Annotated in this window: 21 protein-coding genes and 1 other annotated feature; of the genes, 2 read left to right on the top strand and 19 right to left on the bottom strand. The window is 45.1% G+C overall.

Features of this window, described 5'->3' with window-relative positions:
- Positions 1 to 59 precede the first annotated feature (59 nt).
- The 6 genes from dctP to NFU07_RS06625 form a co-directional block, all read right to left on the bottom strand.
- Positions 60 to 1,172: a TRAP transporter substrate-binding protein DctP gene (gene dctP / locus NFU07_RS06600; protein WP_251476025.1), complete on the bottom strand. Its 1,113-nt coding sequence runs from the start codon at positions 1,170 to 1,172 to the stop codon at positions 60 to 62.
- Between the two features lie 60 nt (positions 1,173 to 1,232).
- Complete coding sequence (locus NFU07_RS06605; protein ID WP_251476028.1) at positions 1,233 to 2,009, bottom strand: enoyl-CoA hydratase/isomerase family protein; 777 nt, start codon at positions 2,007 to 2,009, stop codon at positions 1,233 to 1,235.
- A gap of 17 nt (positions 2,010 to 2,026) precedes the next feature.
- A complete protein-coding gene (locus NFU07_RS06610) occupies positions 2,027 to 3,007 on the bottom strand; it encodes an NADPH:quinone oxidoreductase family protein (RefSeq protein WP_251476029.1) in 981 nt (326 codons plus the stop codon).
- Positions 3,008 to 3,036: 29 nt separating this feature from the next.
- On the bottom strand, positions 3,037 to 4,266 hold the full coding sequence (locus tag NFU07_RS06615; protein WP_251476031.1) for an acyl-CoA dehydrogenase: 1,230 nt from the start codon (positions 4,264 to 4,266) through the stop codon (positions 3,037 to 3,039).
- On the bottom strand, positions 4,259 to 5,839 hold the full coding sequence (locus NFU07_RS06620) for a class I adenylate-forming enzyme family protein (protein ID WP_251476033.1): 1,581 nt from the start codon (positions 5,837 to 5,839) through the stop codon (positions 4,259 to 4,261). Before NFU07_RS06620 ends, NFU07_RS06615 begins: the two co-directional genes overlap by 8 nt.
- A 240-nt stretch (positions 5,840 to 6,079) precedes the next feature.
- The gene (locus tag NFU07_RS06625) at positions 6,080 to 6,799 is read right to left on the bottom strand and encodes a YebC/PmpR family DNA-binding transcriptional regulator (protein WP_251476034.1); all 720 of its coding nucleotides are present in this window, start codon (positions 6,797 to 6,799) and stop codon (positions 6,080 to 6,082) included.
- Positions 6,800 to 6,980: 181 nt separating this feature from the next.
- Between NFU07_RS06625 and NFU07_RS06630 the strand changes: the two genes are divergently transcribed.
- Positions 6,981 to 8,120: a TerD family protein gene (locus tag NFU07_RS06630; protein ID WP_251476036.1), complete on the top strand. Its 1,140-nt coding sequence runs from the start codon at positions 6,981 to 6,983 to the stop codon at positions 8,118 to 8,120.
- Positions 8,121 to 8,142: 22 nt separating this feature from the next.
- On the opposite strand, the gene NFU07_RS06635 is transcribed toward NFU07_RS06630, so the two are convergent.
- The gene (locus NFU07_RS06635; RefSeq protein WP_251476038.1) at positions 8,143 to 8,382 is read right to left on the bottom strand and encodes a hypothetical protein; all 240 of its coding nucleotides are present in this window, start codon (positions 8,380 to 8,382) and stop codon (positions 8,143 to 8,145) included.
- Between the two features lie 12 nt (positions 8,383 to 8,394).
- Positions 8,395 to 9,498, bottom strand: coding sequence for a nitric oxide synthase oxygenase (locus NFU07_RS06640; RefSeq protein ID WP_251476040.1), 1,104 nt, complete (start codon positions 9,496 to 9,498; stop codon positions 8,395 to 8,397).
- Positions 9,499 to 9,625: 127 nt separating this feature from the next.
- Between NFU07_RS06640 and NFU07_RS06645 the strand changes: the two genes are divergently transcribed.
- Positions 9,626 to 10,432, top strand: coding sequence for an HAD family hydrolase (locus NFU07_RS06645; RefSeq protein WP_251476041.1), 807 nt, complete (start codon positions 9,626 to 9,628; stop codon positions 10,430 to 10,432).
- Positions 10,433 to 10,450: 18 nt separating this feature from the next.
- On the opposite strand, the gene serA is transcribed toward NFU07_RS06645, so the two are convergent.
- The 11 genes from serA to NFU07_RS06700 all read right to left on the bottom strand — a co-directional run bounded on the left by serA (position 10,451) and on the right by NFU07_RS06700 (position 22,734).
- Positions 10,451 to 12,037, bottom strand: coding sequence for a phosphoglycerate dehydrogenase (serA, locus tag NFU07_RS06650; RefSeq protein ID WP_251476043.1), 1,587 nt, complete (start codon positions 12,035 to 12,037; stop codon positions 10,451 to 10,453).
- Between the two features lie 2 nt (positions 12,038 to 12,039).
- Entirely contained in the window at positions 12,040 to 13,197 is a 1,158-nt protein-coding gene (locus NFU07_RS06655; protein ID WP_251476045.1) for a pyridoxal-phosphate-dependent aminotransferase family protein, read from the bottom strand.
- An 87-nt stretch (positions 13,198 to 13,284) separates the two neighbouring features.
- Positions 13,285 to 13,510 (bottom strand) — a binding site (T-box leader).
- Between the two features lie 219 nt (positions 13,511 to 13,729).
- Entirely contained in the window at positions 13,730 to 14,308 is a 579-nt protein-coding gene (locus NFU07_RS06660) for a TerD family protein (protein WP_251476047.1), read from the bottom strand.
- Between the two features lie 26 nt (positions 14,309 to 14,334).
- Entirely contained in the window at positions 14,335 to 15,414 is a 1,080-nt protein-coding gene (locus NFU07_RS06665; protein ID WP_251476049.1) for a toxic anion resistance protein, read from the bottom strand.
- A 20-nt stretch (positions 15,415 to 15,434) separates the two neighbouring features.
- The gene (locus NFU07_RS06670) at positions 15,435 to 17,048 is read right to left on the bottom strand and encodes a YceG family protein (RefSeq protein ID WP_251476051.1); all 1,614 of its coding nucleotides are present in this window, start codon (positions 17,046 to 17,048) and stop codon (positions 15,435 to 15,437) included.
- Between the two features lie 16 nt (positions 17,049 to 17,064).
- Positions 17,065 to 17,880, bottom strand: coding sequence for an HAD family hydrolase (locus NFU07_RS06675; protein ID WP_251476053.1), 816 nt, complete (start codon positions 17,878 to 17,880; stop codon positions 17,065 to 17,067).
- The gene (locus NFU07_RS06680) at positions 17,877 to 18,986 is read right to left on the bottom strand and encodes a cysteine protease StiP family protein (RefSeq protein ID WP_251476055.1); all 1,110 of its coding nucleotides are present in this window, start codon (positions 18,984 to 18,986) and stop codon (positions 17,877 to 17,879) included. The genes NFU07_RS06675 and NFU07_RS06680 overlap by 4 nt, the downstream gene beginning before the upstream one ends.
- On the bottom strand, positions 18,983 to 20,353 hold the full coding sequence (locus NFU07_RS06685; RefSeq protein WP_251476057.1) for a phosphoribosyltransferase family protein: 1,371 nt from the start codon (positions 20,351 to 20,353) through the stop codon (positions 18,983 to 18,985). Before NFU07_RS06685 ends, NFU07_RS06680 begins: the two co-directional genes overlap by 4 nt.
- Complete coding sequence (locus NFU07_RS06690; RefSeq protein WP_251476060.1) at positions 20,286 to 21,431, bottom strand: HpcH/HpaI aldolase/citrate lyase family protein; 1,146 nt, start codon at positions 21,429 to 21,431, stop codon at positions 20,286 to 20,288. The genes NFU07_RS06685 and NFU07_RS06690 overlap by 68 nt, the downstream gene beginning before the upstream one ends.
- A 94-nt stretch (positions 21,432 to 21,525) precedes the next feature.
- Positions 21,526 to 22,104: a TerD family protein gene (locus NFU07_RS06695; protein ID WP_235197275.1), complete on the bottom strand. Its 579-nt coding sequence runs from the start codon at positions 22,102 to 22,104 to the stop codon at positions 21,526 to 21,528.
- Positions 22,105 to 22,119: 15 nt separating this feature from the next.
- On the bottom strand, positions 22,120 to 22,734 hold the full coding sequence (locus NFU07_RS06700; protein WP_251476062.1) for a TerD family protein: 615 nt from the start codon (positions 22,732 to 22,734) through the stop codon (positions 22,120 to 22,122).
- Positions 22,735 to 22,936: the final 202 nt, after the last annotated feature.

The raw sequence follows: 22,936 nt of genomic DNA on the forward strand, positions 1-22,936 counted from the left end.
AAGTCTGAAAAGAAAAGGGACCGCGATTTTCATCCGCGCTATCCCTTTTGATGGTGATGCTATTTCAAGTTCATAATGGCTTCCGGCACTTCGCCGCCTTCTTCAACCAACAGATCTCTCCATTTGACGACAAGCTCATTTCCTGGGAGGCCATTATCTTCTAAAAGCTTCGCATAATCTGTCCACGTATCTTCAATACCTTTGTTAAAGTGGTCTTGGACTTCTTGGTCCAGTTCACTGAAATCGACAAATTTGCCGCCATTCGCTTCATTTTCCGGAATGATTGCCTCTGCACGGTCCATCCATTCCTGTGCTCCTGGTTCGAATATCTCTTCATTTGCCTGAGTCATCGCTTCTTGGACGTTTTCCGGCATCTCTTCCCATTTGTCTTGGGACATTCCGATAAATGCGTTGAAATGGCCGAAATTAATGCCGGTTACGGTATAAGTAAAGAGGTCTTGGAAACCATACCCTGTCCAGTCGGCGATGCTATAGAAAGCACCTTCGAATGTTCCACGGCTTAACGCGTCATAAATTTCAACTGCCGGCATCGTTACACTGTTGATCCCCGTTTTGGCAGCGTACATTTCATGGATTCGCGAAGGCGTACGAAGTGAAGTACCTTCTACATCGCTTACCGCATTAAATTCATGGCCAGTAGTCGAGATTGAATATTCCTGAGTAGTGGATACAGGGAAAACTTTAAAGTCTCCAAATTGCATTTCCGTATACGTTTGCCCATCAGCCAACTCTTCATCACTTTCTAAAAGCTTTTTCCATGCATTCGAAGCGATCAAGGTATCTGAATGGTTTAATGGAAGCATGGTTACTTCAGCCATCGGGAATTGGTCTGGCTGATAGATCGGCAATACGAGTGCCACGTCAACTGTACCTGTCTCCAGCGCTTCCGCTTCATCCGGTACGGCTACCAGTTCTCCACCTGTAAAGGTTTCAAACTCGACCTGGCCATCCGTCAGCTCTTCCACCCGTTCCATCCACGGCACCATCGAGTTTTCCCACCAAGCATGCTGGGCACTTAACCCGGTTGCGGCTCTTAGCGTGATTGTTTCTCCTTCTGCCGCAGATCCTCCAGAATCATCACTGCTGCATCCGCTCAATAAGACCGCTATACCAAGACTTGCGACCAGCAACTGCAATTTGAACTTTTTCATTAATTTCCCTCCATCCGTCTATTTATCTTTTTTTTTTGTAATACCGTTTAATGTATGCCTCTATTTGCCTGTAAACTGCGGCTCGCGTTTCCCGAAGAAAGCGGAAACGCCTTCTTTATGGTCAGCTGTTTGCAAGAGCATTGCCTGGATAAGGTTTTCCTGCGTGAAAGCCGTTTCGGCGTGAAGCTCTCCAACATGATTTACTAAGTACTTCACGTATTTATTGCTAATAGCCGGGCCTTTGATGATAAATTTCGCAAAACGTTCAGCTTCCTCCAAGACTGGCCCGTCGGAAATCCGGTTGATGATGCCATTTTCGTACGCTTCATCTGCTGAAACGACTTTTGCTGACGAAATCCATTCCTTTGCAATCGGTTTGGAAACTCGTTCGGATAAAGACTTGATCAGCCCAAGATCAGGAATCAAACCGATATTGGCAAAACTCAAGGCGAATTTGGCCTGTTTGTCCGCTACTATGAAATCTGCAGCCAACGCGATGCTGAATCCAGCACCGGCAGCATATCCATGAACCGCAGCAATGATGTATTTCTCCGAATCCATCAATTTCTTGGACACACCCGAGATAAATTCCATCCACTTTGCCACTTCCACAGCACTGGACAGTTCCTTCATGGAAGCAATGTCGCCGCCTGCAGAAAAGGCTTTTCCTTCTCCAGAAAGAATGATCGCTTTAACTTCTGCATCCGCATTTAATGAATCCAAGCCCTGTAGCAATTCTTCAGCCAATTCCTTTGATAAAGCATTCAACTTATCTGGGCGGTTCAATTTCAAATGCCCGATTCCATTCTCGACTCGAATCTCCACTAAATTCCCCATCGGTTTCCCCCTTTGTTTTATGGAATCACTACTAATTTGCCATATGTTTTACGGTCTCCCAGTAAATCCAATGCATCCGGTACCTGTTCAAAAGGCAGCTCTTCGTAAATCAACGGCTTGATGGCTCCCTGCTCAAAGAGATCCATCAATTCTAGATGCGCTTTCATTACTTCTTTAGGCATCAGATTCCGGAATAATCCAAAATGGACCCCTACAATCGAATAGTTTTTGATCAAAGCGTGGTTTGTCGGAGCATCGGCAATTCGGCCGCCTGCAAATCCAATCACTAGAAGCCTGCCTTCAAAAGCGATGCATTTTCTCGAACGGTCGAAGGTATCACCGCCGACGGGGTCGAAAATCACATTGGCTCCTTTGCCATTTGTCGCTTCTTTAACGATGGAAACAAAATCTTCCGTCCGATAATTGATGACCTGATCTGCTCCGAGCTGCTTGCAAATTTCTGTTTTTTCATCGCTTCCTGCAGTTGCAATAACTATGGCGCCGGCTGCTTTTCCAAGCTGAATTGCAGCTGAGCCGACTCCACCGGAACCCGCATGGACGAGCAGAACCTCGCCTGGTTGAAGGCGTGCCGTCCGGTGAAGAGCAAAATAGGCAGTTTGATACGTAATGAACATCGCAGCTGCTTCTGGGAATGAAAGAGAATCAGGTATCGGAAAGATGCCTTCACTTTTTACACAAGTCCATTCAGCGAGGCCCCCATTTGGCAGAAGCGGCGTAGCAAGAACACGCTGCCCAATTTTAAAATCGGCGCCTTCTCCTGCTGCTTCAATAATCCCCCCAATTTCTGCACCTGGAGTAAACGGCAAAGGCGGCTTTTCCTGATATTTCCCTTGGCATTGCAGAATATCGAAGAAATTCAAAGCAGCTGCCTCGACTTTCACCAGTACTTCCCCTGGCCCCGGTTCAGGCTTTGGCTTTTCAACCAGCTCCAACGCTTCTTGTGGATCAGCCAGTTTTGTCACAGACCATGTCTTCATTCACTAACCTCCTTATAGTTTCACTTTTTCTATTGATTGCTTTTCACTTCTTCTTTTAATTGTTCGCGAAGCTCCAGTCGACCGATATCACGTAAATGGACTTGGTCGGGACCATCTACTAAACGAAGCGTCCGTGCGTTTGCGTAATGAGCAGCAAGCGGGAAGTCTTCCGTCAATCCAGCGCCGCCGAAAACTTGGATGGCCCGGTCGATGACATTCAAGGATACGCGTGGAGCGGCGATTTTGATCATGGCAATTTCTTTTCGGGCAGCTTTTGCGCCTTCTTCATCGATTTTATGGGCTGCATGCAGAGTCAATAGACGCGCTTGTTCAATCTCAATCCGGCTTTCGGCAATGATTTCCCGAATAACGTCTTTTTCAGCTAAAGTGGAACCGAATGCGACTCGGCTGTCCGCACGTTTGCAAAGCAATTCAAGTGCACGTTCTGCGGCCCCAATGGCACGCATACAATGATGGATTCTGCCTGGCCCAAGGCGCCCTTGTGCGATTTCAAATCCACGCCCTTCACCAAGCAGCATATTGGATGCGGGTACACGGACATTATTGTAATGGACTTCCGCATGTCCTTGCGGTGCATCATCGTAGCCGAATACAGTCAGCGGCCGTTTAATTTCGACACCTGGAAGATCGAATGGCACAAGTATCATCGATTGCTGCTGGTGTTTTGGTGCATCCGGATTTGTTTTGCCCATCACGATCGCTATTTTACAGCGCGGGTCCATCGCGCCCGTCGTCCACCATTTTTTTGCGTTAATGACATATTCATCCCCGTCACGGACGATGCTGCTTTGGATATTTGTCGCATCAGATGAAGCGACATCCGGTTCCGTCATCGAAAAGCACGAGCGGATTTCACCGTTTAGCAGCGGTTCGAGCCATTGTTTCTTTTGTTCGTCCGTGCCGTATTTTACGAAAACTTCCATATTTCCTGTATCCGGTGCGTTGCAATTAAAAATCTCTGGAGCGATTAAAGAGCGTCCCATAATTTCACAAAGATGGGCGTAATCATAATTCGATAGGCCAGCTCCATATTCAGGATGGTCTAAGAACAAATTCCACAGGCCCTGTTCTTTTGCTTTAGTTTTTAATTCTTCGATAATCGGTGGAATCGTCCAACGATCTTCTGCTTCCTCGATGTATTTTTCAACCGTTTTTTCATTCGGATAGACGTGCTCATCCATAAATTCTATTAATTTCACTCGTAATTCTTGGGCTTTAGGCGATAGCTCTTTAAGCATTCTTTTCTCCTCCTACATGTTTTAGCGTATTTTTCAAAATCTTTCCGGATGCATTTCTTGGCAGGCTTTCAATAACTTCAAATTCTTCGGGCACTTTAAATTTCGCTAATGATTTTCGGCAATGCTCTTTTAAATCCGTAAAGTCTTCAGAATTTAAGGATGGTCCGACCACAAAAGCTTTTACTTTTTCTCCGAAAATCGGATCAGGAATTCCGATTACAGCAGCTTCTACTACATCCGGGTGGCTTTTTAATACATCTTCCACTTCGATAGAAAATATTTTTTCTCCAGCTCGGTTAATCATGTCTTTTTTGCGGTCGCGAATGTAGATATAGCTTTCATCATCCATTATTCCGAGATCTCCTGAATGCCAATAGCCGTCGGTAAAACTCGATTGATTGGCTTCCGGGTTGTCCCAATATTCTTTGATAACCATCGGGCCTTTAATGTAAAGTTCGCCGGATTCTCCAGGGATGCATTCGTTGCCTTCACTATCCATCACTTTAATATCAGCGACCGCTACCGGTTGACCAACCGAAGTCACTTTAGATTCGGGGTAGGAAACCGGCATCAAGGTGGCCGGAGAAGTTGTTTCCGTTGAACCATAGGCATTGTGCAATTGGGCATTTGGAAAAGCTTGCTTTAGCATGTTGAATGTTTGCTGATAAATTGGAGATCCGCCAAACGCCACTTTTTTCACAAAATCGAACGAATGATTCTGGAATTTTTCACTTGTCGACATCATGATAAAGATGGTGGGGACGTTGAACAGGAAATTGATTTGGTCGGTTAGGATTCTTTCGATATAGGCTTCGTTTTGATAGCGTTTCATGCTGTAGACAGTTCCACCGACATAAAGGACATGCAGCAATTGCCCAACGAGTCCCGTCACATGGAACATCGGAACAGCAATCAAGGTTTTCATCGTGTCATTTGTCTCAAATACCAATTTGTAATTCATCACGCTATGGATGACGTTGATGTGGGAAAGGACTGCCCCTTTCGGCCTCCCTGTCGTGCCGGAAGTATACAAGATGAATGCACCGTCTTCTTCTGCAACGGCTGTTTCAATTAAAGCGGCTTTGTTTTCAAGCAATGAACTGAAAGTATCTTCTCCCTCTATTTCGAATAACTGATAGCCAGCTTGCAAGCCCGCGCTTGCTTCAGCTGCCTGCTCGACTTTTTCTTTGAATTCCTCTTCAACAATAATCACTTTCGGTTTCGAATGGCCAAGAATGTACTCAATCTCTTCCACGGCCAACTTCACGTTAACTGGAACCATGATTGCGCCAATCTTCGAACAAGCAAAGACTACCAAAGGGAACTCATGGCGATTGCCGATAATCGCTGCCACACGATCCCCTTTTCGAATTCCTGCTTGTTGAAGATTCGCGGCTACAATAGATGAACGTTCATCCAATTCTCTGTATGTAAGTTTATGCTGTTCCGTTACAATCGCATTTTTTTCACCAAACCGCGCGCTTTCCGAAAGAATTTCTGTAATCGTTTGAGGGCGATTTTTGAAAACCTTAATATTTTCCCGCCCAAAAAGATTCATTTCGTGAATCTCCATACATTGCCTCCTCTACTCCAAAACTAAAATGTAAACCCTTACATTTCTCTTTAAAAAAATTAAAAATTTAGAATCTATCTTCAAAAATAGTATAAGGGTTCTTTTTTTGAATTACAAGTCAATTTTCAAACGATTTAAAATATTTATTTAACTAGGTGATTTTCTTCTTTTTGAAACCTACTGATAGACAAAACAAAAACCCTTCCCGCGTTAGCGGAAAGGGTCTTCACTTTGCTTATTTTATTCAGCCAATTCCACGTTGTGGTAAACCTGCTGAACGTCTTCCAAATCTTCAATGGCATCAATCATTTTTTCGAATTGAGCTTGCGCTTCTTCCGGAAGCTCCAATTCGTTTTGTGCAAGCATGGTTAATTCCGCTACTGTAAATTCTGTAATGCCCGCATTCTTAAATGCTTCTTGAACCACATGGAATTGATCAGGCTCAGCGTAGACGATCACAGAGTCTTCTTCTGCAATGATGTCGCGAACATCAACATCCGCTTCCATTAATAGTTCAAGCACTTCTTCTTCGGTCTTGCCTTCGATTCCGAATACTGCAGTATGGTCGAACATATAAGAGACAGATCCGCTGACACCCATGTTGCCGCCGTTTTTCCCGAATGCTGCGCGTACATCTGAAGCTGTCCGGTTTACGTTGTTTGTCAAGGTATCGACAATCACCATCGAACCATTCGGCCCGAATCCTTCATAGCGAAGTTCATCGTAGCTTTCCTCTGATCCGCCCTTAGCTTTTTCAATTGCCCGGTCGATGATGGCTCTTGGCACACTATAGGTTTTCGCGCGCTCAAGCACCACTTTCAACGCTTGGTTCGATTCAGGATCCGGTTCCCCTTGTTTCGCCGCTACGTAAATTTCGCGGCCGAATTTTGCATATATCCGGCTAGTATTAGCATCTTTTGATGCTTTTTTTTCTTTGATGTTATTCCACTTGCGTCCCATTCTGGTTTCCCACTTTCTTTCAACTTTGAATGTGAAGAACGTTCACTCCTTCTATTATATAATAAAAACCTGAATTTTTTCGAGTTATAGAAATTGAAAAGGAAAAAAATTCAAAGCTCTTCACCAAATAAAGTGCATAGCTCCAAGAATTATAGTACTTTAACTTACAGGAGGCGAATTCATGAATATTCTAAGAGGACAAAAAGCAGATATTACGAAAAATACAGCCATTCAATCGATCATAGCTGAATTGGAATGGTCTACTGCGAATGCTGCCATGGAAATCGACGGCGCCGCTTTTTTGCTCGATGCAAACGGCCGCTGTGAAAAAGATGAGAATTTTATTTTTTATGGCCAGCCCGAAAGCAGCAACCGTTCTGTTATACATAAAGCGCCTGTTGCAGGAAGAAACGCGATCCACCTATCTTTCGCATCCATTCCACAAGACATCGCAAAGATTGCCCTGACGCTGACGATTCACGACGGCGAGAAAAACGGCCAGACCTTCCAGTCGGTCCCTTCCGCCAAATTGACGATCAAAGACCAATCAACAAATAGCATCCTCTACACCTTCACGTTTGGCGAAGAACTGCAAAAAGAAACTGCCATCGTCGCAGCCGAAATATACCGGCATAACGGCGAGTGGAAATTAAATGCAGTCGGCAGCGGATTTAACGGCGGCCTTCCGTCTTTATGTGAAAATTTCGGATTGGATGTCATCAAGGAAGAACCTGCACCGGCTGTTCCACCCGTGCCAGAGAAGAAAGAAGTCAAACCGATGATCATCACGTTGAAAAAGAAAGAAAAAATTTCTATCACTAAAACAGAGAAGATTATCGCTACTTTGGAATGGGACAGCAAAAAAGATCTGGACCTCTACTGCTTCTATGTATTGAAAGACGGCACCGAAGGAAAAGTCTACTACCGGAATCTTGGCCACGGGAACAAGCCGCCCTATATCACATTGAGCGGCGATTCCATGCAGGCTGGAATCGAAACCATCACGGTCCACAACCCATCGAAATTGAACTATGTTTTGTTCGCCGCTTATAGTGCCATTTCCAATGGCATCGGCAGCTTCAAGAAAATGAAAGCGAAGGCGATTGTCGATAACCAGATGGGGCAGCGAATCACTTCTCCTCTATTTGAAGAAAACAAATTCGCTTATTGGGTCGCTATCGCCAAAATCGATTTGACCGACTTGGATGATATGGAAGTCAGCCATGTGGAAACCTATTCCAAGTCGGGAGTGGAGCGTTCACCGCTCCTATACAAAGACGGCACATTCGAAATGAATGTCGGACCCGAAGAATTTAAATAATTGCAAAAAGCGGAATTCCCTTTTACAGAGGATTCCGCTTTTTCTTTGCGTTCTTATCCGTCCGGAAATACTCGGACAGTTGAATCACACGGACGTTTCCCGTATGCAATTCGTGATAAATGCCGCGGCTGTCCGTGAACGAAATGTACTGATCCCGTTCGCTTCGGATCAATTGCTCCGCCTCTTCCTGAGATTCCATATGGATGAATCTGCGGATGTAATGATTTTCATCAAAAAAATAAGTGACTTTAAATTCTTTCATGAAAAACACTCCTTACAATGAGTACGGGGCTTTCTGATAGAAATAATTAGGCTTCACTTTGTCGTTCTTATACGGCTTATGGAAAATATGCGTAGTGGCCGGTGACATCGGCGGAATGAGCCAAGCCCAATTGCCGGTAACATCGCGTCCAGCTCCCGCCTCTTTTTTCTCAAAGTTGCTAAACTGCTTAGCAGCTGTGTGATGATCCACAATTGTTACGCCTGCCTCATTGAAAGACTCTAAGACTGCGACATTCAATTCGACAAGCGCCCGGTCTTTCCAGAGCGTCCGGTTCGAACTTGTGTCCGCACTGATTGCTTCTGCTACTGCCGGCAATAAATCATAGCGGTCTTCATCAGCCAAATTTCGGGCCCCAATTTCGGTTCCCATATACCAGCCATTGAACGGCGCCATTGTATAATGGATGCCACCAATTTCAAGCATCATTTCAGAAATAATGGGCACTGCATACCATTTGGCAGCCAATTCGTTAAATCCTTCAAAACTTGGATGCGTGATTTCAACTTCCATCACGGATTCTTTTGGCAGCTCAAATAAACGCGGCGGCTGCCCCTTTACTTGAATCACAATTGGAAGGATATCAAAATGTGTCCCTTCACCTTTCCAACCCAGTTTTTCGCATTGCCGGGTGAATTCGATCGAACTGGAGTCTCCAATCACTTTTCCATCTTTTTCATATCCGGCATAACGGATCAATTGATGATTCCAGATGCGCATCTCATCTTCTCCGTCATGTGCAGCCGGAAAGACCGTAATCGTCGGGCGGATTTTCCCTTTATTCGTCGCAAAATCAATATGTTTAACGAGGGCCTCAAATGCGCCTTCAGCTGTTTTTTGTCTGCGTTCATCAAAAACCGTCAATGAATTCCAAAATAGCCGGCCGATGCAGCGATTGTTGTTGCGCCAAGCCACTTTCGCTCCATGCTCTAATTCTTCGAAAGTATGGCGATAAGTTCCAGTGGCTTCAATTTCCTTGGCTACAGCCTCTATTCGATTTTCCAGCTCTTGTTTATTTTTTTCTAGCTCGGTGTAGCAAATTGCTAGAAAATCAGCGGCTTCCTCTAGCAAAGCATCCCTTATCTCAACTGCTTTCACGTACATCACTCCTTGGTTTCATCATAACACCTCGGCTCTCATTTCATAAATGATAGCTCTTTGTTTTTAGATAAGGATGCAGTAGACTTGAAATAGTTTGAAAATATAAATTAAGGAGACTCCATCCATGGTAAAAGCGATTTTCTTTGATTTGGACGACACGTTATTATGGGATAAAAAAAGTGTGGCTTTGGCTTTCGCAAAAACTTGTAAGCTCGCTGGTGAAATCAGCGGGAAAGACTGCAGCGGCCTTGAAGAAGCGGTAAGAAACGAGGCAAGTGAACTTTATGCCGGCTATGCTACCTATCCCTATACGAAAATGATTGGCATCAACCCTTTCGAAGGATTATGGGGAACATTTGATGATGAAGGCGATGATTTCCAGCAAATGAAAGCCTTAATATCGGATTACCAGCGAGACGCCTGGAAACGCGGATTGAAAAAGATCGGCATTGATGACCCTGCACTCGGAAGGAAGCTAGCCGCTTATTTTCCGGAAGCCAGAAAGCAAAGTCCGGTTCTTTACGAAGAATCTTTAGAAATCCTGGATCAGTTAAAAGGGCGTTATCAATTACTGCTGTTGACGAATGGCTCTCCTTCTCTGCAAAATACAAAACTTGAGATTACGCCAGAAATCGTTCCCTATTTTGACCACATTGTCATTTCCGGAGCATTCGGACGCGGCAAACCGGATCCAGCCATTTTCCAGCATGCCTTATCCAAATTCGGACTGCAGCCAGATGACGCATTGATGGTCGGAGATAACCTCCTGACCGATATTATCGGTGCCGAAAAAGCCGGCATCCGTTCTGTCTGGATCAACCGGGAAGCTAAAGTTCCCCACGAAACCATTATTCCTACATATGAGATCAAACACCTCCAGGAATTGCTGCCGATTCTGGAAGCGATGAAAAAAGCAGAAAAGCTCTCATGAGCCTTTCTGCTTTTTTATTTAAAGATTAATCGCTGTCACTTCTTCGATTTCTGCTAAGTTTTTTAATTGCTCGAGGCTTGATTGCTGGGCTGCTTTATCGATGGAGAGCATCATGATAGCGGCTCCGCCTTCATTTGAACGGCCCACTTGCATCGTCGCAATATTAACATCTTCTGTTCCAAGCAAAGTTCCAACGCGCCCGATTACGCCAGGACGGTCATTGTGGCGGATGAACATTAAATGCCCTTTCGGCACGACATCGACGATAAAATCATCAACCTTGACGATACGTACGCCTTGTCCGTTCAGCAAAGTTCCAGCTGCTTTCCGAACGCCTTTTGCCGTTTTCACTTCCACTGTTATCAGATTCGTGAACCCTCTCGCTGTAGTAGACTTACTTTCATTGACCGTAATCCCTTTTTGATTGGCCAGATACATCGCATTGACATCATTCACATGCGTACCGAGATGGCGCTTCAATAAGCCTTTTAATGTATTTCGGGTCAGCGGGCCGACTTCCATATTTGCCAGTTCTCCGGAATATTGGATATTCACTTCTTCTGCGGTGCCATCGGCCAAATCAGTCAAAAATATTCCCAGCCGTTCTGATAGTTCGAAATAGGGTTCAATTTTCGCCATGATTTCTTTCGGCACAGAAGGCAGATTCACTGAATTGCGCACTGTTCCTGAAGTCAAGAAACTGATGACGTCTTTGCTGACATCCACAGCGACGCTTTCCTGTGCTTCAATGGTACTTGCACCGAGATGTGGAGTTGCCACCACTTCCGGCAAGTCCAGTAAACGAAAATCGACCATTGGCTCTTGTTCGAATACATCAAGTGCCGCTCCGGCTACTTTTTTCGATTTGATGGCATTGTACAAGGCATTTTCATCGATGATTCCGCCTCGCGCACAATTGACGATTTGAACGCCGTCTTTCATGATTTTAAATGCCTCTTCATTGATCAAATGCCTCGTTTCTTTCAATAAAGGGGTGTGGACGGTGATAAAATCCGCCGCTTTTAACACTTCTTCCACTGTTCCAAAATCAATGCCCAGCTTTTCCGCTTTTTCTGCTGTCAAAAAAGGGTCATAGGCAATGACATTCATCCGCTGCCCTTTTGCCCGTGCGGCTACTTCTGCACCAATGCGCCCGAGGCCGACTACGCCAAGCGTCTTGTTTTTAAGCTCTACACCCACATACGATTTGCGGTCCCAGTTTTTATTGCGCAACGCATGGAAGGCTTGAGGGATTTTCCGGGCCATCGACATCAGCATGGCGATTGTATGCTCGGCAGCTGAGTTGGTGTTGCCATCTGGCGCATTCACGACAATAATTCCGCGTTCAGTGGCCGCTTCCAAATCAATATTGTCCACGCCTACACCTGCCCGGCCGATGATTTTCAGCTTTTCGGCTTTTTCAATAATTGCGCGCGTCACTTGCGTTTGGCTTCTGACTAAGAGTGCATCAAATTCGCCGATCCGTTCTGCTAATTGTTCAGGAGTCAATTTGGTTTCCATCACGATATTGAATCCCTCTGCCTGACGCAAAGGGTAGATGCCGTCCTCACTTAGCGGATCACTGATTAAAATTTGAAAAGCCATGCTTATCTCTTCCCTTCGTTCAAATAGATTTCCTGTGCTGCCCGGACGCCTTTGCCGAGTTCAATCTCTTTTCCTGCTTTAATGATGCCGATTTCCATCGCTGCAATCGCTTGAAGCATATCGGCAGGCGAACAATATCCCATATGGCCGATGCGGAAAATCGTTTTTGCCATATGCTGCTGGCCTCCTGCGATGTCCATCCCGAATTCCCGTTTCATAATTTTCCGGAAAACCGGCGATTCGAAATCAGCTGGTTCAACAGCCGTAACCGTCGGCGACGCATCTTCATCGCTTGTCAAAAGTGGAATTCCCAATGCGTTAAACGCGGAACGCGTCATCTCCATCATCAACCGGTGCCGTGCATATACTTCTTCCAATCCTTCTTCCTCCATCAATTGAAGCACTTGCTGTAGCCCGAAAAGGAGGGAAATGGCGGGGGTAAATGGCGTCGTATCTTTCACGATATTATCGAGATGTTTTTTCAGGTCCAGATAAAAACGCGGCCGCGGATTGTCTTCGATCTTTTTCCATGCCCTTTCACTGGCTGCAACGAACGCCAATCCGGCAGGCAGCATAAATGCTTTTTGGGATCCAGTTACAACCACATCTAATCCCCATTCATCCATCTTCGTTTCCACCCCGCCTATGCAGGAAACTCCGTCGACAATCAGGAGGGCATCTGATACTTCTTTGATGGCCGCCGCGAGTTCCGGTATCGGATTTAATACGCCTGTTGATGTTTCACAATAAGTAGAGAAAACGGCTTTCACTTCAGGATGCTCTTGCAAAAATTCCTTTATGATCAAGGGCTTTAAGGCTTCTCCCCAAGTTACTTCGATTATATGGGTCTTAATATCATAAGCTTCACAGATTTTCGCGAAGCGCTCCCCGAATGATCCTGTCACAATCACCACAGCCTCTTCTCCTGGAGCAACCGTATTGACTACAGCTGTCTCCAAACCGGATGTGCCGCTACCGGTTAAAATCATCACTTCTTGTTCCGTTCCAAAGACGCGCTTTAATTTCGGCCGGATATCACTGATCATATCGGAAGTGCTTTGTCCTCTATGGCCGATCATCGGTTGGCTCATGGCCCGATTTACACTCGGCGGTATGGGCGTCGGCCCCGGAATACGCAAAATTTGTTGGTCAGTCAGCATAATGAAATTTCCCCTTTCGTTTTAAAACACTTATCTCAAATTTTTAGTTGAGAACCAAAAAAGGCCTTCCTCCCCTCACATATAAATGCAAGGGGCGAAGAGCCTTTCGATTCGCGGTACCACCCTAATTCACTGTCTTTTAAGAGACAGCCTCATTGGTTCAAATGCGTAACGGGCACGAGCCGGATGGACCTACTCAAGTTCAATCCATCTATTCAGGAGTGCTGCCATAAGCCGGAACCGCTGATTTTCACCACCCATCAGCTCTCTTAAGATTCCTCTGCCTACACCTTATCTCCATCAACATAGTTAAGTTATATTTGAATTGAGTCCATCATAATCAAATAAAAACAAGTTGTCAATATAGATAAAATATTCAGACAATATGTAACCGTTTTCAAATCCCAGAAAGCTTATCGCCGCACCGTTTCCAATATAATAAAATTTTTTTGCATCGATTAACGCAGCAAAGCCCGGAAAGCAAAAGTGATTTTACTTTCCGGGCTTTCTTTTTTAAATGATATTTCTTAGCTTAAGCTAAACCGAAGTCGTTGACTAATGCTGCTAATCCGCCTTGGTAGCCGCTGCCGATTGCGTTGAACTTCCATTCACCGCCGTGGCGGTATAATTCGCCGACAACAAGAGCTGTTTCAATTGAGAAATCTTCTCCTAAGTCGTAGCGTAGAATTTCTTCATTTGTGCTTTCATTCATAATGCGGATAAATGCATTCGATACTTGTCCGAAGTTTTGTCCGCGGCTGTCCGCTTCGTGGATGGTTACCGTAAAGACTACTTTATGGATGTCAGCTGGTACATTCGGCAAGTCGACGATCACTTGCTCATCGTCACCCTCCCCTTCACCAGTCAAGTTGTCTCCAGTGTGGGTAACTGAACCATTTCCTCCAACAAGGTTGTTATAGAAGATGAAATCTTCCGGTCCGCGGGATTTTCCGTTTTCCCCAACAAGGAAAATCGATGCGTCCAAGTCAAAATCTCCACCGCCGCTGTATTTGTTCGTATCCCATCCTAAACCGACGAGAACTTTCGTTAACCCTGGATTTGTTTTTGTTAAGTCAATCTTTTGCCCTTTTGATAAGTTGATCGATGACATAATAATTTCCTCCTCCGGCTGATTAATTAAGCTTTGCGTTGTGTATCTTCGTATTTCTTTTGAAGCTCTGCTATGCGAAGGCGCCCTTCTTCACGCATCTTGCGGTTTTCCGCTTCGATTTCGCGTGTATCGTTCATCCCTTGCATAATTGTTTCCCACGTCTGTTCAATTGTCTCAATTTTGATGCTTGGTTGTCCAGACATACGGGCAATATCGACGCTTTGGCGCGAGATATCGTTCGCATTATTCAATAGCATTTCATTTGTCCGGCGATCCAGTTCATTCATGCCTTCCGCTACCAAGCTTTGGCGTTTCGCGGCAATTGCATTAATCAGGCCTGTTTTAAAAATCGGAATCGTCGTTACAAAAGCAGAATTGATTTTTCCGATCAATTTCGTATTGCCGCGCTGCAGCATACGGATTTGAGGAGCGGATTGATACGATACTTGTTTCGCCATCTCCAAATCGTAAACTCGCTGTTCCAGCAACTCAATTGCGTTTTGAAGGGAATTCAGCTCCATCAAAGCCATTTGGTTGCCGCTTTCAGCTTTTGCACGGACTTCCGGCTCTTGGGCTTTCAATTCCTGGACTTTCAAATCGCCTGCTGCGATATACTTTTCCAGTTCCATGAAATAGTTGAAGTTCTGGTCGTATAATTCTTCCAAAGTGGTCGTCGATTTTTTCATTTCCGACTCGTATTTGGTGATTTCCACGTACACTTTATCGATTTCAGTTCCCATCGTCTGGTACTTGCTGAATAATTGCTCGATCATCTTATTGCCTTTGTTGAAGATTTTGTTCAAGAAGCCTTTCTTTTCAACAAAGTCCTTTTTATCGAATTTGTCCATGATCTTTCCGAGCTGCTTTAACAGTTCACTGGATTCTTCCATACTGTTCGCTTGGACAGAATTCAAGACTTTCCCAGTGAATGCTGAAATTTCGTTTGCCGGTTCGCGCCCGAATTCCAATAATTCGATCTGATTTTTCGGGTTGATGGAAGAAGCCAAGTTGATGACTTCAGGGTCTTGCTTCAACTTCACTTTTAACTCATTTTCATTTTGCATAAGGGATTCCTGCTGGTCAATTTGCTGCGGCAATGTATTCATCTTCTTCACTCCTTTTTAGGTCATAGCCATTTTTTGAAAATTTTCTTCACGACCGATGGTTCTCGGTAAGGTTCATTAAAGCTTCTTTCATCCAGCCAATGCGTATCGATGGCTTCCGTGTCAATCCAGCGTTCGATGTCTTGATGGCCTTGTGGGTTTATCATGATCACGTCAAGGCCGAATGTATGGATAAGCGCGATAGCGTTGGCATCTGCACGGCTCAATTCCGCATCCTTCTCTTCATTATAGAACAAAAGAGTCGGCACAAACTGAGGATAATCAAATAACTGGATCAATTGGATAACCGAATCTGGAAGCGACATCGATTGCGAAAACAGATACAACTGAAGATCTTCAAACGACTCTCCTGTTTGCGGAGTCAACATCGGCTTTTCTACATGCCGTGCAATTGCCTCGCATAAAGCAGTTTGCACCCCGTCAGGCAAGCGGCTGTATTTCCACCAATTGGCCGTTTTCATTTTTTCCGGATCCAGTCTTCCGTTCTTATCCAATGCGGCACGGTAATGAAATAGCTGATTCCCTTTCCGTTCTTCAATGAACGGGAAACTTCGGATCAACAATGTGTCTTCACGTTCCGTTAAATTATGGATATTGTCCCAAAAGCGCTTTCGATCTTTTTCTATGCCCATAATCTTAGCGAATACTACGGGAATGATAACGCTTCCCCGCTCAACGCCAAAAGAAGGCCGGACCATCGCCCGTTCTTTGGCGAGCATGAAGGCTTCGTCAATGGTCGTTTTCAAGCGAATCGAGCGAGTCGAGTACGATTTGAACTGAAAAGGCTTGTATAAGCCGGAATCGTCATGGTGCAATAAACGGTCTACTTCCTGTGTAGCGCGAAAAGCGACTGTTCCGACGCGTTCCGGTTTTTCTTCTGGAAATTGCACTACTTTATCACTCGTCACCTGGAAGCTATGGCTTAGAAGATCTTGGCCTCCTACCGCATCGGCCAGCCAATGCTTGCCTTCAGGGTCATAAGCAATGATATGGAATCCGAACGCTGCAGAAAATTTCAGGAACCATTTTTCACTTTCAGACATATCGGCATACCATAAAAAAGCAGGCAAGCCTTTTTCCAGATTTAACTTTTCAAGTTCCGGCTCAATGTGGTTGAATGTCCATTTTACTAAATCCGTCGCTACTCGCCGGAAAGAAGAATGCGTGGTGGCAGCCGCTGAGTGGGTTTGGAATTCTTTGAGGATATCAATCAACACCAGGCGCAACCGGCGATTTAAGCCGGGATCTTTCAACTTCGGCATGAGCCCTTTGCCATCTAAAAATGCGACAATCCGGCTTGGCGACAGGCCATTTTCTTTCTTATTCATTTCAAACAAATCTTGGAGGCTGCGCAGCCTTTCGGAGGAAATTTGTTTATTCAGTTTCCCTGATAAGCGGATCAGCCGTCCTTCCGCTGCTTCCATGACATCATAAATACCAGCAAAATAATCGTCTTCGTCCAAGGACATGCCGACGAATTCACAGATAAGCTGCGGATAGGTCAGGCTATCCTCTTCTATTTTTGTTTCTGGATGATTGATGATGGGCTTATTCAGCCACTCCCCAATCTTTTCCGGATCCCACGTTCTCACGCGTACCGGATGCAGTTGAACCATGGGAATCCCTCCTACATTATTTATGCTGCAAAGTTTCTTGCTTCACGCGGAAAAGTATTTCTTCTCCCGCTTTTATCCCTTGTTTTTCGGTAATTTCAATATGCGCTGAAACAGGCACCCGGCTTTTTACTGCTTCGCCGTGGGCAGCCAATAGTCCAAGGTCTGCACTTTCAAGCAAATCGAGATCCAGAAGTGAATCTCCAGCTGCCACAACATAGTCAGCGCCGAGACGCTCTTTTACATATTGCATAGCTCCTGCTTTTGTAATGCTTTCAGGCATGAAATAAAGTTTTCTTCCCTGGAGCGACATCGACCAGCCGATTTCGCGGAAAGTCTTTGTATAAAAATCTAATTTATCGTCCGGAAATTTTTCACGGTCAATAATCAAGTAGACGAACCATCCGTCTGCTTCTCTCACGCGCAGAACCCAGTCTTCCGAGAAATGCTGATCAATTTTTGGCAAAAGCTCTTCGACAATGGTTTTCTTGCTGACGCATTGTTTTCGGATGTGATCTGACCATTCTTTGATCGGTTCGCCGTCTTCCAAAATGACGGCACCGTTAGAAATGACAGCGAATTTCGGCGCCTCATTTCCTTTATAGATGCCGGTAACGCGTTCATACTGACTCTGCGTCCGAGTCGTGACAGGCAAGAAGAAAAGTTCTTCCGTTAACTCATGAAGCGTTTGTTGGCTCGTTTCCGTCATGAAGGACTGCGGGTTGCCTTCAAAGCGTTCAACTTCCCGCAAATCGGATTCCGCCACCTGTTCTCCCATGGACCTCTTCGAATAGATTAATGTCTGGTCTAAGTCACTGGCAAATAGGATCGTCATATTTCTTTTCCTGACTTGATCAATCCAATTGAACGATAGAATAATTCAGGGACAACTTCAACAGGCACATTTTTCTCTTTAGCTAAAATCAGCAAGTGTTGGACGTCTGGATGTTCTAAGTCATTCACTAACACTTTCCAAGGGCTTCTGCGCAATAGTACACGTGTCGTTTCGCCGACACCTGGCTTGATCAAGTGGTAATCCGTTTCACTATACATTTTCGCGCCAATTTCTTCCACTTCCTTCATTCCTTGCCACGTTCTTTCGGCAGTCACCGGAGTGGATAAAACTTCTTTTTCAACCGCCTCGGAAGTTAGATGGAAACAAGCAGTTACTTCATCTACAAAATTATTGGATAAGTCTTCTGCCACTAATTCCTCGTAAAATTTAGCGCCGTGAAAATCATCTTCCCCAATATAGCGTTCGTTTAAAATGGTGCGGCTGACAAGACCGGAAACCGTTGAATTCAAGCAAGCACTTGGAATCAGAAAATCTTCCCGCGTTCCAAATAGCACGGCACAGGCGCCCGGATCGGCTAAAACTGCCATATCATCATGTAAATTCCAATCTTCCCGGCTATTCAACAAATCAACGGATTTCGTCAACTCTTTTTGAATGGCCCCTTTGCCAGTCCATCCGTCTATAAATTGAATGCGGCTTTCAGGATGCGCCTTACGGATGGTTTCGATCGCTTTTACATCAATGCCTTTATCCCGAAGAATCGAAACGCTGTAATGCGGCCAGTTCAATCCGAGTATTTGTTCCGCATACCGGCGAATCAAAATGCCGATCGGACTTCCGGCCCGCGCCAGCGATACGAGCACGACATCCTCAGTTTGTGCATTTAGCAAGATGCGCCGAGATACTACTCCCACCAGATGGCTAAGGCGCTCTTTAGTTGTCTCAACAGTTGCATGGTAGAGTTCTGTATATTCCTGAGATGGCTGATATTCCATAGGCAGACGCTCCGCGTAATGCGCTCCAGTGCGGACGGCATTTTCACGTTCTTCTAAGGTGCTTTCCTCGAAATCAGCTGTGACATCTTTCAATAAAAATGTGATATCTTCTTTCGGATAACTGGTTCTCACTAATCCCGTAGCAATCATTGAGTGGAATTCCTCCTTTTGGCTGCCGTCAATGAAATCCATTCGACTGGCGCTTTCTTCTCCAAATAACTGATTAACGGACTCCATGCCGCTGGATCTGAAACAGATTCGGCCAGCAGGTAAATCCGGTCAACATCCAATCCGTTCAAATTATAGATAAACTGGTTTACTCCGTCTGCATCCGGCAGTTGGAAACTCGCTTTCTCGCGAATCGGATAGCCCTCTTTAGTCGAAGCGAAAATCGGGCTTCTTGTGGTCGTTTGGACAATCGAATCGTCGCTAAGCGCAAGCCCGAACCGGAGCGCCAAGTACATATTTTCGCCTATGCCCACCACTAAAGGTTTTTTGGCTTTTTGCTCAAGTTTCTCGACTGTATTCGATGCCCAGCTGTCGATTGCCTTTTGCTCTTCGCTCGACAGTCCGAATCTTCCAGTCAATCCTATGTATCGCTGCCCTGTAGAAGATTCATAAGGAAGCATGTCTGCTTCAGCAATCTCCTGTGGCTGATTGGGCACACCGCTTGCTAATTGTTCGATTGCCGGTTCCTCAGGAGAAGAACCGTGCTTCAATTCGAACTGCCCGGCCATCAAGGACAACACTGCTAGTTCAATTTTTCGTTCCTTAGCCAATTGGCCGAACTTCTTCTGCTGTTCCTCATTGCGCCAATCCAAAATAGAAAGGGAGGTATACTTTTTGCCTGGAAACTGCTCGTCCAAAGCCGTGATTAAATTAATCAGTGTGTTGCCGGTTGAAATTTCATCATCGATTAGAACGATCGCTTCTGCGTCTTCCAACAGCCCTTTGGGCGCATACACTTTATGCGATGTAGCATGTGAATGCTCTTCCTCAAAAACAAATGATGGCGTCAAACCGCTAATATTTTCCCTGGTCGTATGGATATAAAAAGCATTCTCAAAATGCTGAAAGACGGAATGCCCGAGTCCAGTAGCCGTTTCTGCCATTCCGATAAATACGGTTTTCTCCGGCAACGCTGCCATATGCCGAAGCGAGTCTTTAGTAGCCGCCGGATTCGGCGCCCCGCTTTTCAAAATCCGCACAAGCTCTGAAGATTGAGGAACTTTGGGAAGCCCTTCTTTTTCCATCAATAAAGAAGCCAACAAGCTGCCGGTCCCCAGTGCAACAGACGGAGACACAGCAAGGTGCTTGGCTATCAGTTTGCTGATAAAAAGGAACTGGCGTTTCTTATTGACCCGAAGGCCCATTGAAAAAAGTGCTTCTGCCGGCAAGCCCTGATAGGCCTCGCGGACTGTCACAGCCAGATCCAGATGCTGCCACAATTTATAATTGAGTTGATAATTGGTTTGATCGAATGTGGTTGAGGACATCGATTGGTTTAAAGTTTTCATTCAGCACCCCATAGACTTCCGCCTGGGCGGCAATTTTTCTTGCCCAGCTTAAATGCGGTTTTACTTCATTCATTTTATTGCGTGTCGGACTTTGCAGGATCCCATTGAATTTGCCGCTTTCTGCAAGAATCAGGGATGCGTCGTCGTAAGTTTCCTTTGTAACAATATATCCTGCATTTACAGTCATGATTTGGGACGGATGGATGCAAGTCTTTCCTTTAAAGCCGTTTAAAACGTCCAGTTGCACTTCTTCCCATAAAACTTTTTCAGCTTCTGAGGCTACAAATGGAAAATGGACGGTCGAAAAGTGCTCGTATACAGGACCAGAAACGGTAAACCCGTCTTCTGCCCGCCCAAACTGATTGAGGATATCCACTAGACAATCTCGGACCACATGAACATCGTATATAGTGCGTTCGACTGGACGCCGCAGGCCATAAAGGCTGGAAAAATCTGTAGCTCCGACGCGCACTGTCAGAATGCGATCCGCTTCCTCTTTCAAAATCCCATAAATTTCCTTTAAAGTTTGCTGTCTCGTTTCCTTATAAAGGACTTCTTTTGTCTCAAGGAGCGGCAAAGCGTATAAATTGCGCCCTGCTGCTTCACTTGCCCGATCGAGCGCCTGGAAAAAAGCGCGAAGGTTTTCAGTGTCGCATTTCGGAAAAACGATTCCAGTCAAAACACCGAGTGTTTTCCCTGCAGCCGCAATCAGTGCATCCAGCTGAGCTGCACTGCGGATCCGCAAAAAAAGTGCCGGACTCACAGCAAGCTGGTATGGATTTGCTGCATGGAGACGTTTCAACTGGTCTGCCACATTCTTTTCAGCTTCAGGCAATTCCGAATCGGCTACAGCATCTTCTAAACAAATGATTAAAGTGGCTAATCCTGAGAATGCTCCCCGGCTGTAGTTCCCAGCCAGTATTTTCGTAGCGATATCTCGTCTGGAACCTGGCGTATAAAGAGCTGCACCCAATGCAAGCCCCAATGTTTCCCTTGCCGTATCACGGGAGAACTCTGTCGGGGAATATTTAAAAAACGCTTTTAAATCCGAATTAGTCAATACGTTGAAATGTTTCATCTTCCGTCCTCCCGGCACAATTAAACAAATAAATTTTAATCGAGTCTAAAAAAGCAAGGAGACGACTGGCCCCTTGCTTTCTACTTGTGCAAAATCAGCTATCTAAACCAAAGTCTTTAACAAGTGATGCTAGTCCACCTTGATAACCGCTGCCAATCGCATTAAATTTCCATTCTGCTCCGTGGCGGTAAAGCTCCCCTACGACGATTGCCGTCTCGATAGAGAAATCTTCGCCTAAGTCATAACGGATCAGCTCTTCGTTAGATCCAGCATTCACAATGCGTACGTATGAATTGCTGACTTGGCCGAAGTTTTGGCCGCGTGCTTCTGCGTCATGGATAGTGATAGCGAATGAGACTTTTTCAATAGAAGAAGGAATAGCAGAAAGATCGATGTTCACCGCTTCATCGTCCCCTTCGCCTTCTCCGGTTTTGTTGTCTCCAGTATGCTCTACAGCACCGCCAGCGCCGATTGTATTGTTGTAGAAAATAAAATCAGCCTCTGAAGCTGCTTTGCCGCTTGCATCTAATAAGAATACGGATGAATCCAAATCGAAATCCTGTCCGCCGTCGTATTTATTTGTATCCCATCCAAGGCCAACTACCACTTTAGATAGTCCTGGATTTGATTTTGTTAAGTCTACTTTTTGTCCTTTTGATAAGTTAATAGCCATTTACTCGTCCACTCCTTAAGCGTATTTGTTTGCAATTGAACTAATGTCTGCGTCTGTTGTGCCTTCACCGACTGCAGAGAATTTCCACTCGCTGCCTTGGCGGTACAACTCGCCAGGAATCAATGACATTTTACCTGCGTAGTTTTCTGTTAAGTTGTAATGCACCAATTCTTCTTTTGACTGATTATCCACTAAACGGATGAAAGCATTTTGGATCATGCCGAAATCTTGCTTTTTCTGTTTTGCGTTGTAGATATTTACAACGAAAACCAGTCGGTGAATAGAAGGGGAGATTTGTTTAAGGTCGATGTTGATCGTCTCATCGTCCCCTTCACCTTCTCCAGTCAAGTTATCGCCCGAATGGACAACGCTGCCGTCCTTGCTTTTTTTGTTGCCGAAGTAAATCAGGTTTTCTTTGCCTTTCAGTTTGCCATTTTCGTCCAGCATGATGACAGATGCGTCACAGTCAACGTCTGCTCCGCCACCGCCGCCTCCAAGCAATCCACTTAGGAAACCGCCGCTTTTTTTCGTTTCAACAGGGTCCCAGCCGAGGCCGACCATGATGCTCGAAAGACCTGAACGCCCTTTTGTCAAATCGATTTTCTGACCTTTTACAAGATTAATAGCCATTCTTAGCACTCTCCATTCATCTTTATGTACTTACAGTTAATAGTATTTGTAAATCTGGAAAATTTCAATTATTAAGGGTCATTGCACAGCTACGATGAATTCTTTCCGCCTTATAATTGACAACACTTGCTGATAGCCGCGCAAAACTTTAAAAATAGCTGATAGAATATACTACGTTTGTAAATGGAATAAGTTTCATTTC

This window comes from Planococcus sp. NCCP-2050 (assembly GCF_023708025.1).
Lineage (GTDB): Bacteria > Bacillota > Bacilli > Bacillales_A > Planococcaceae > Planococcus.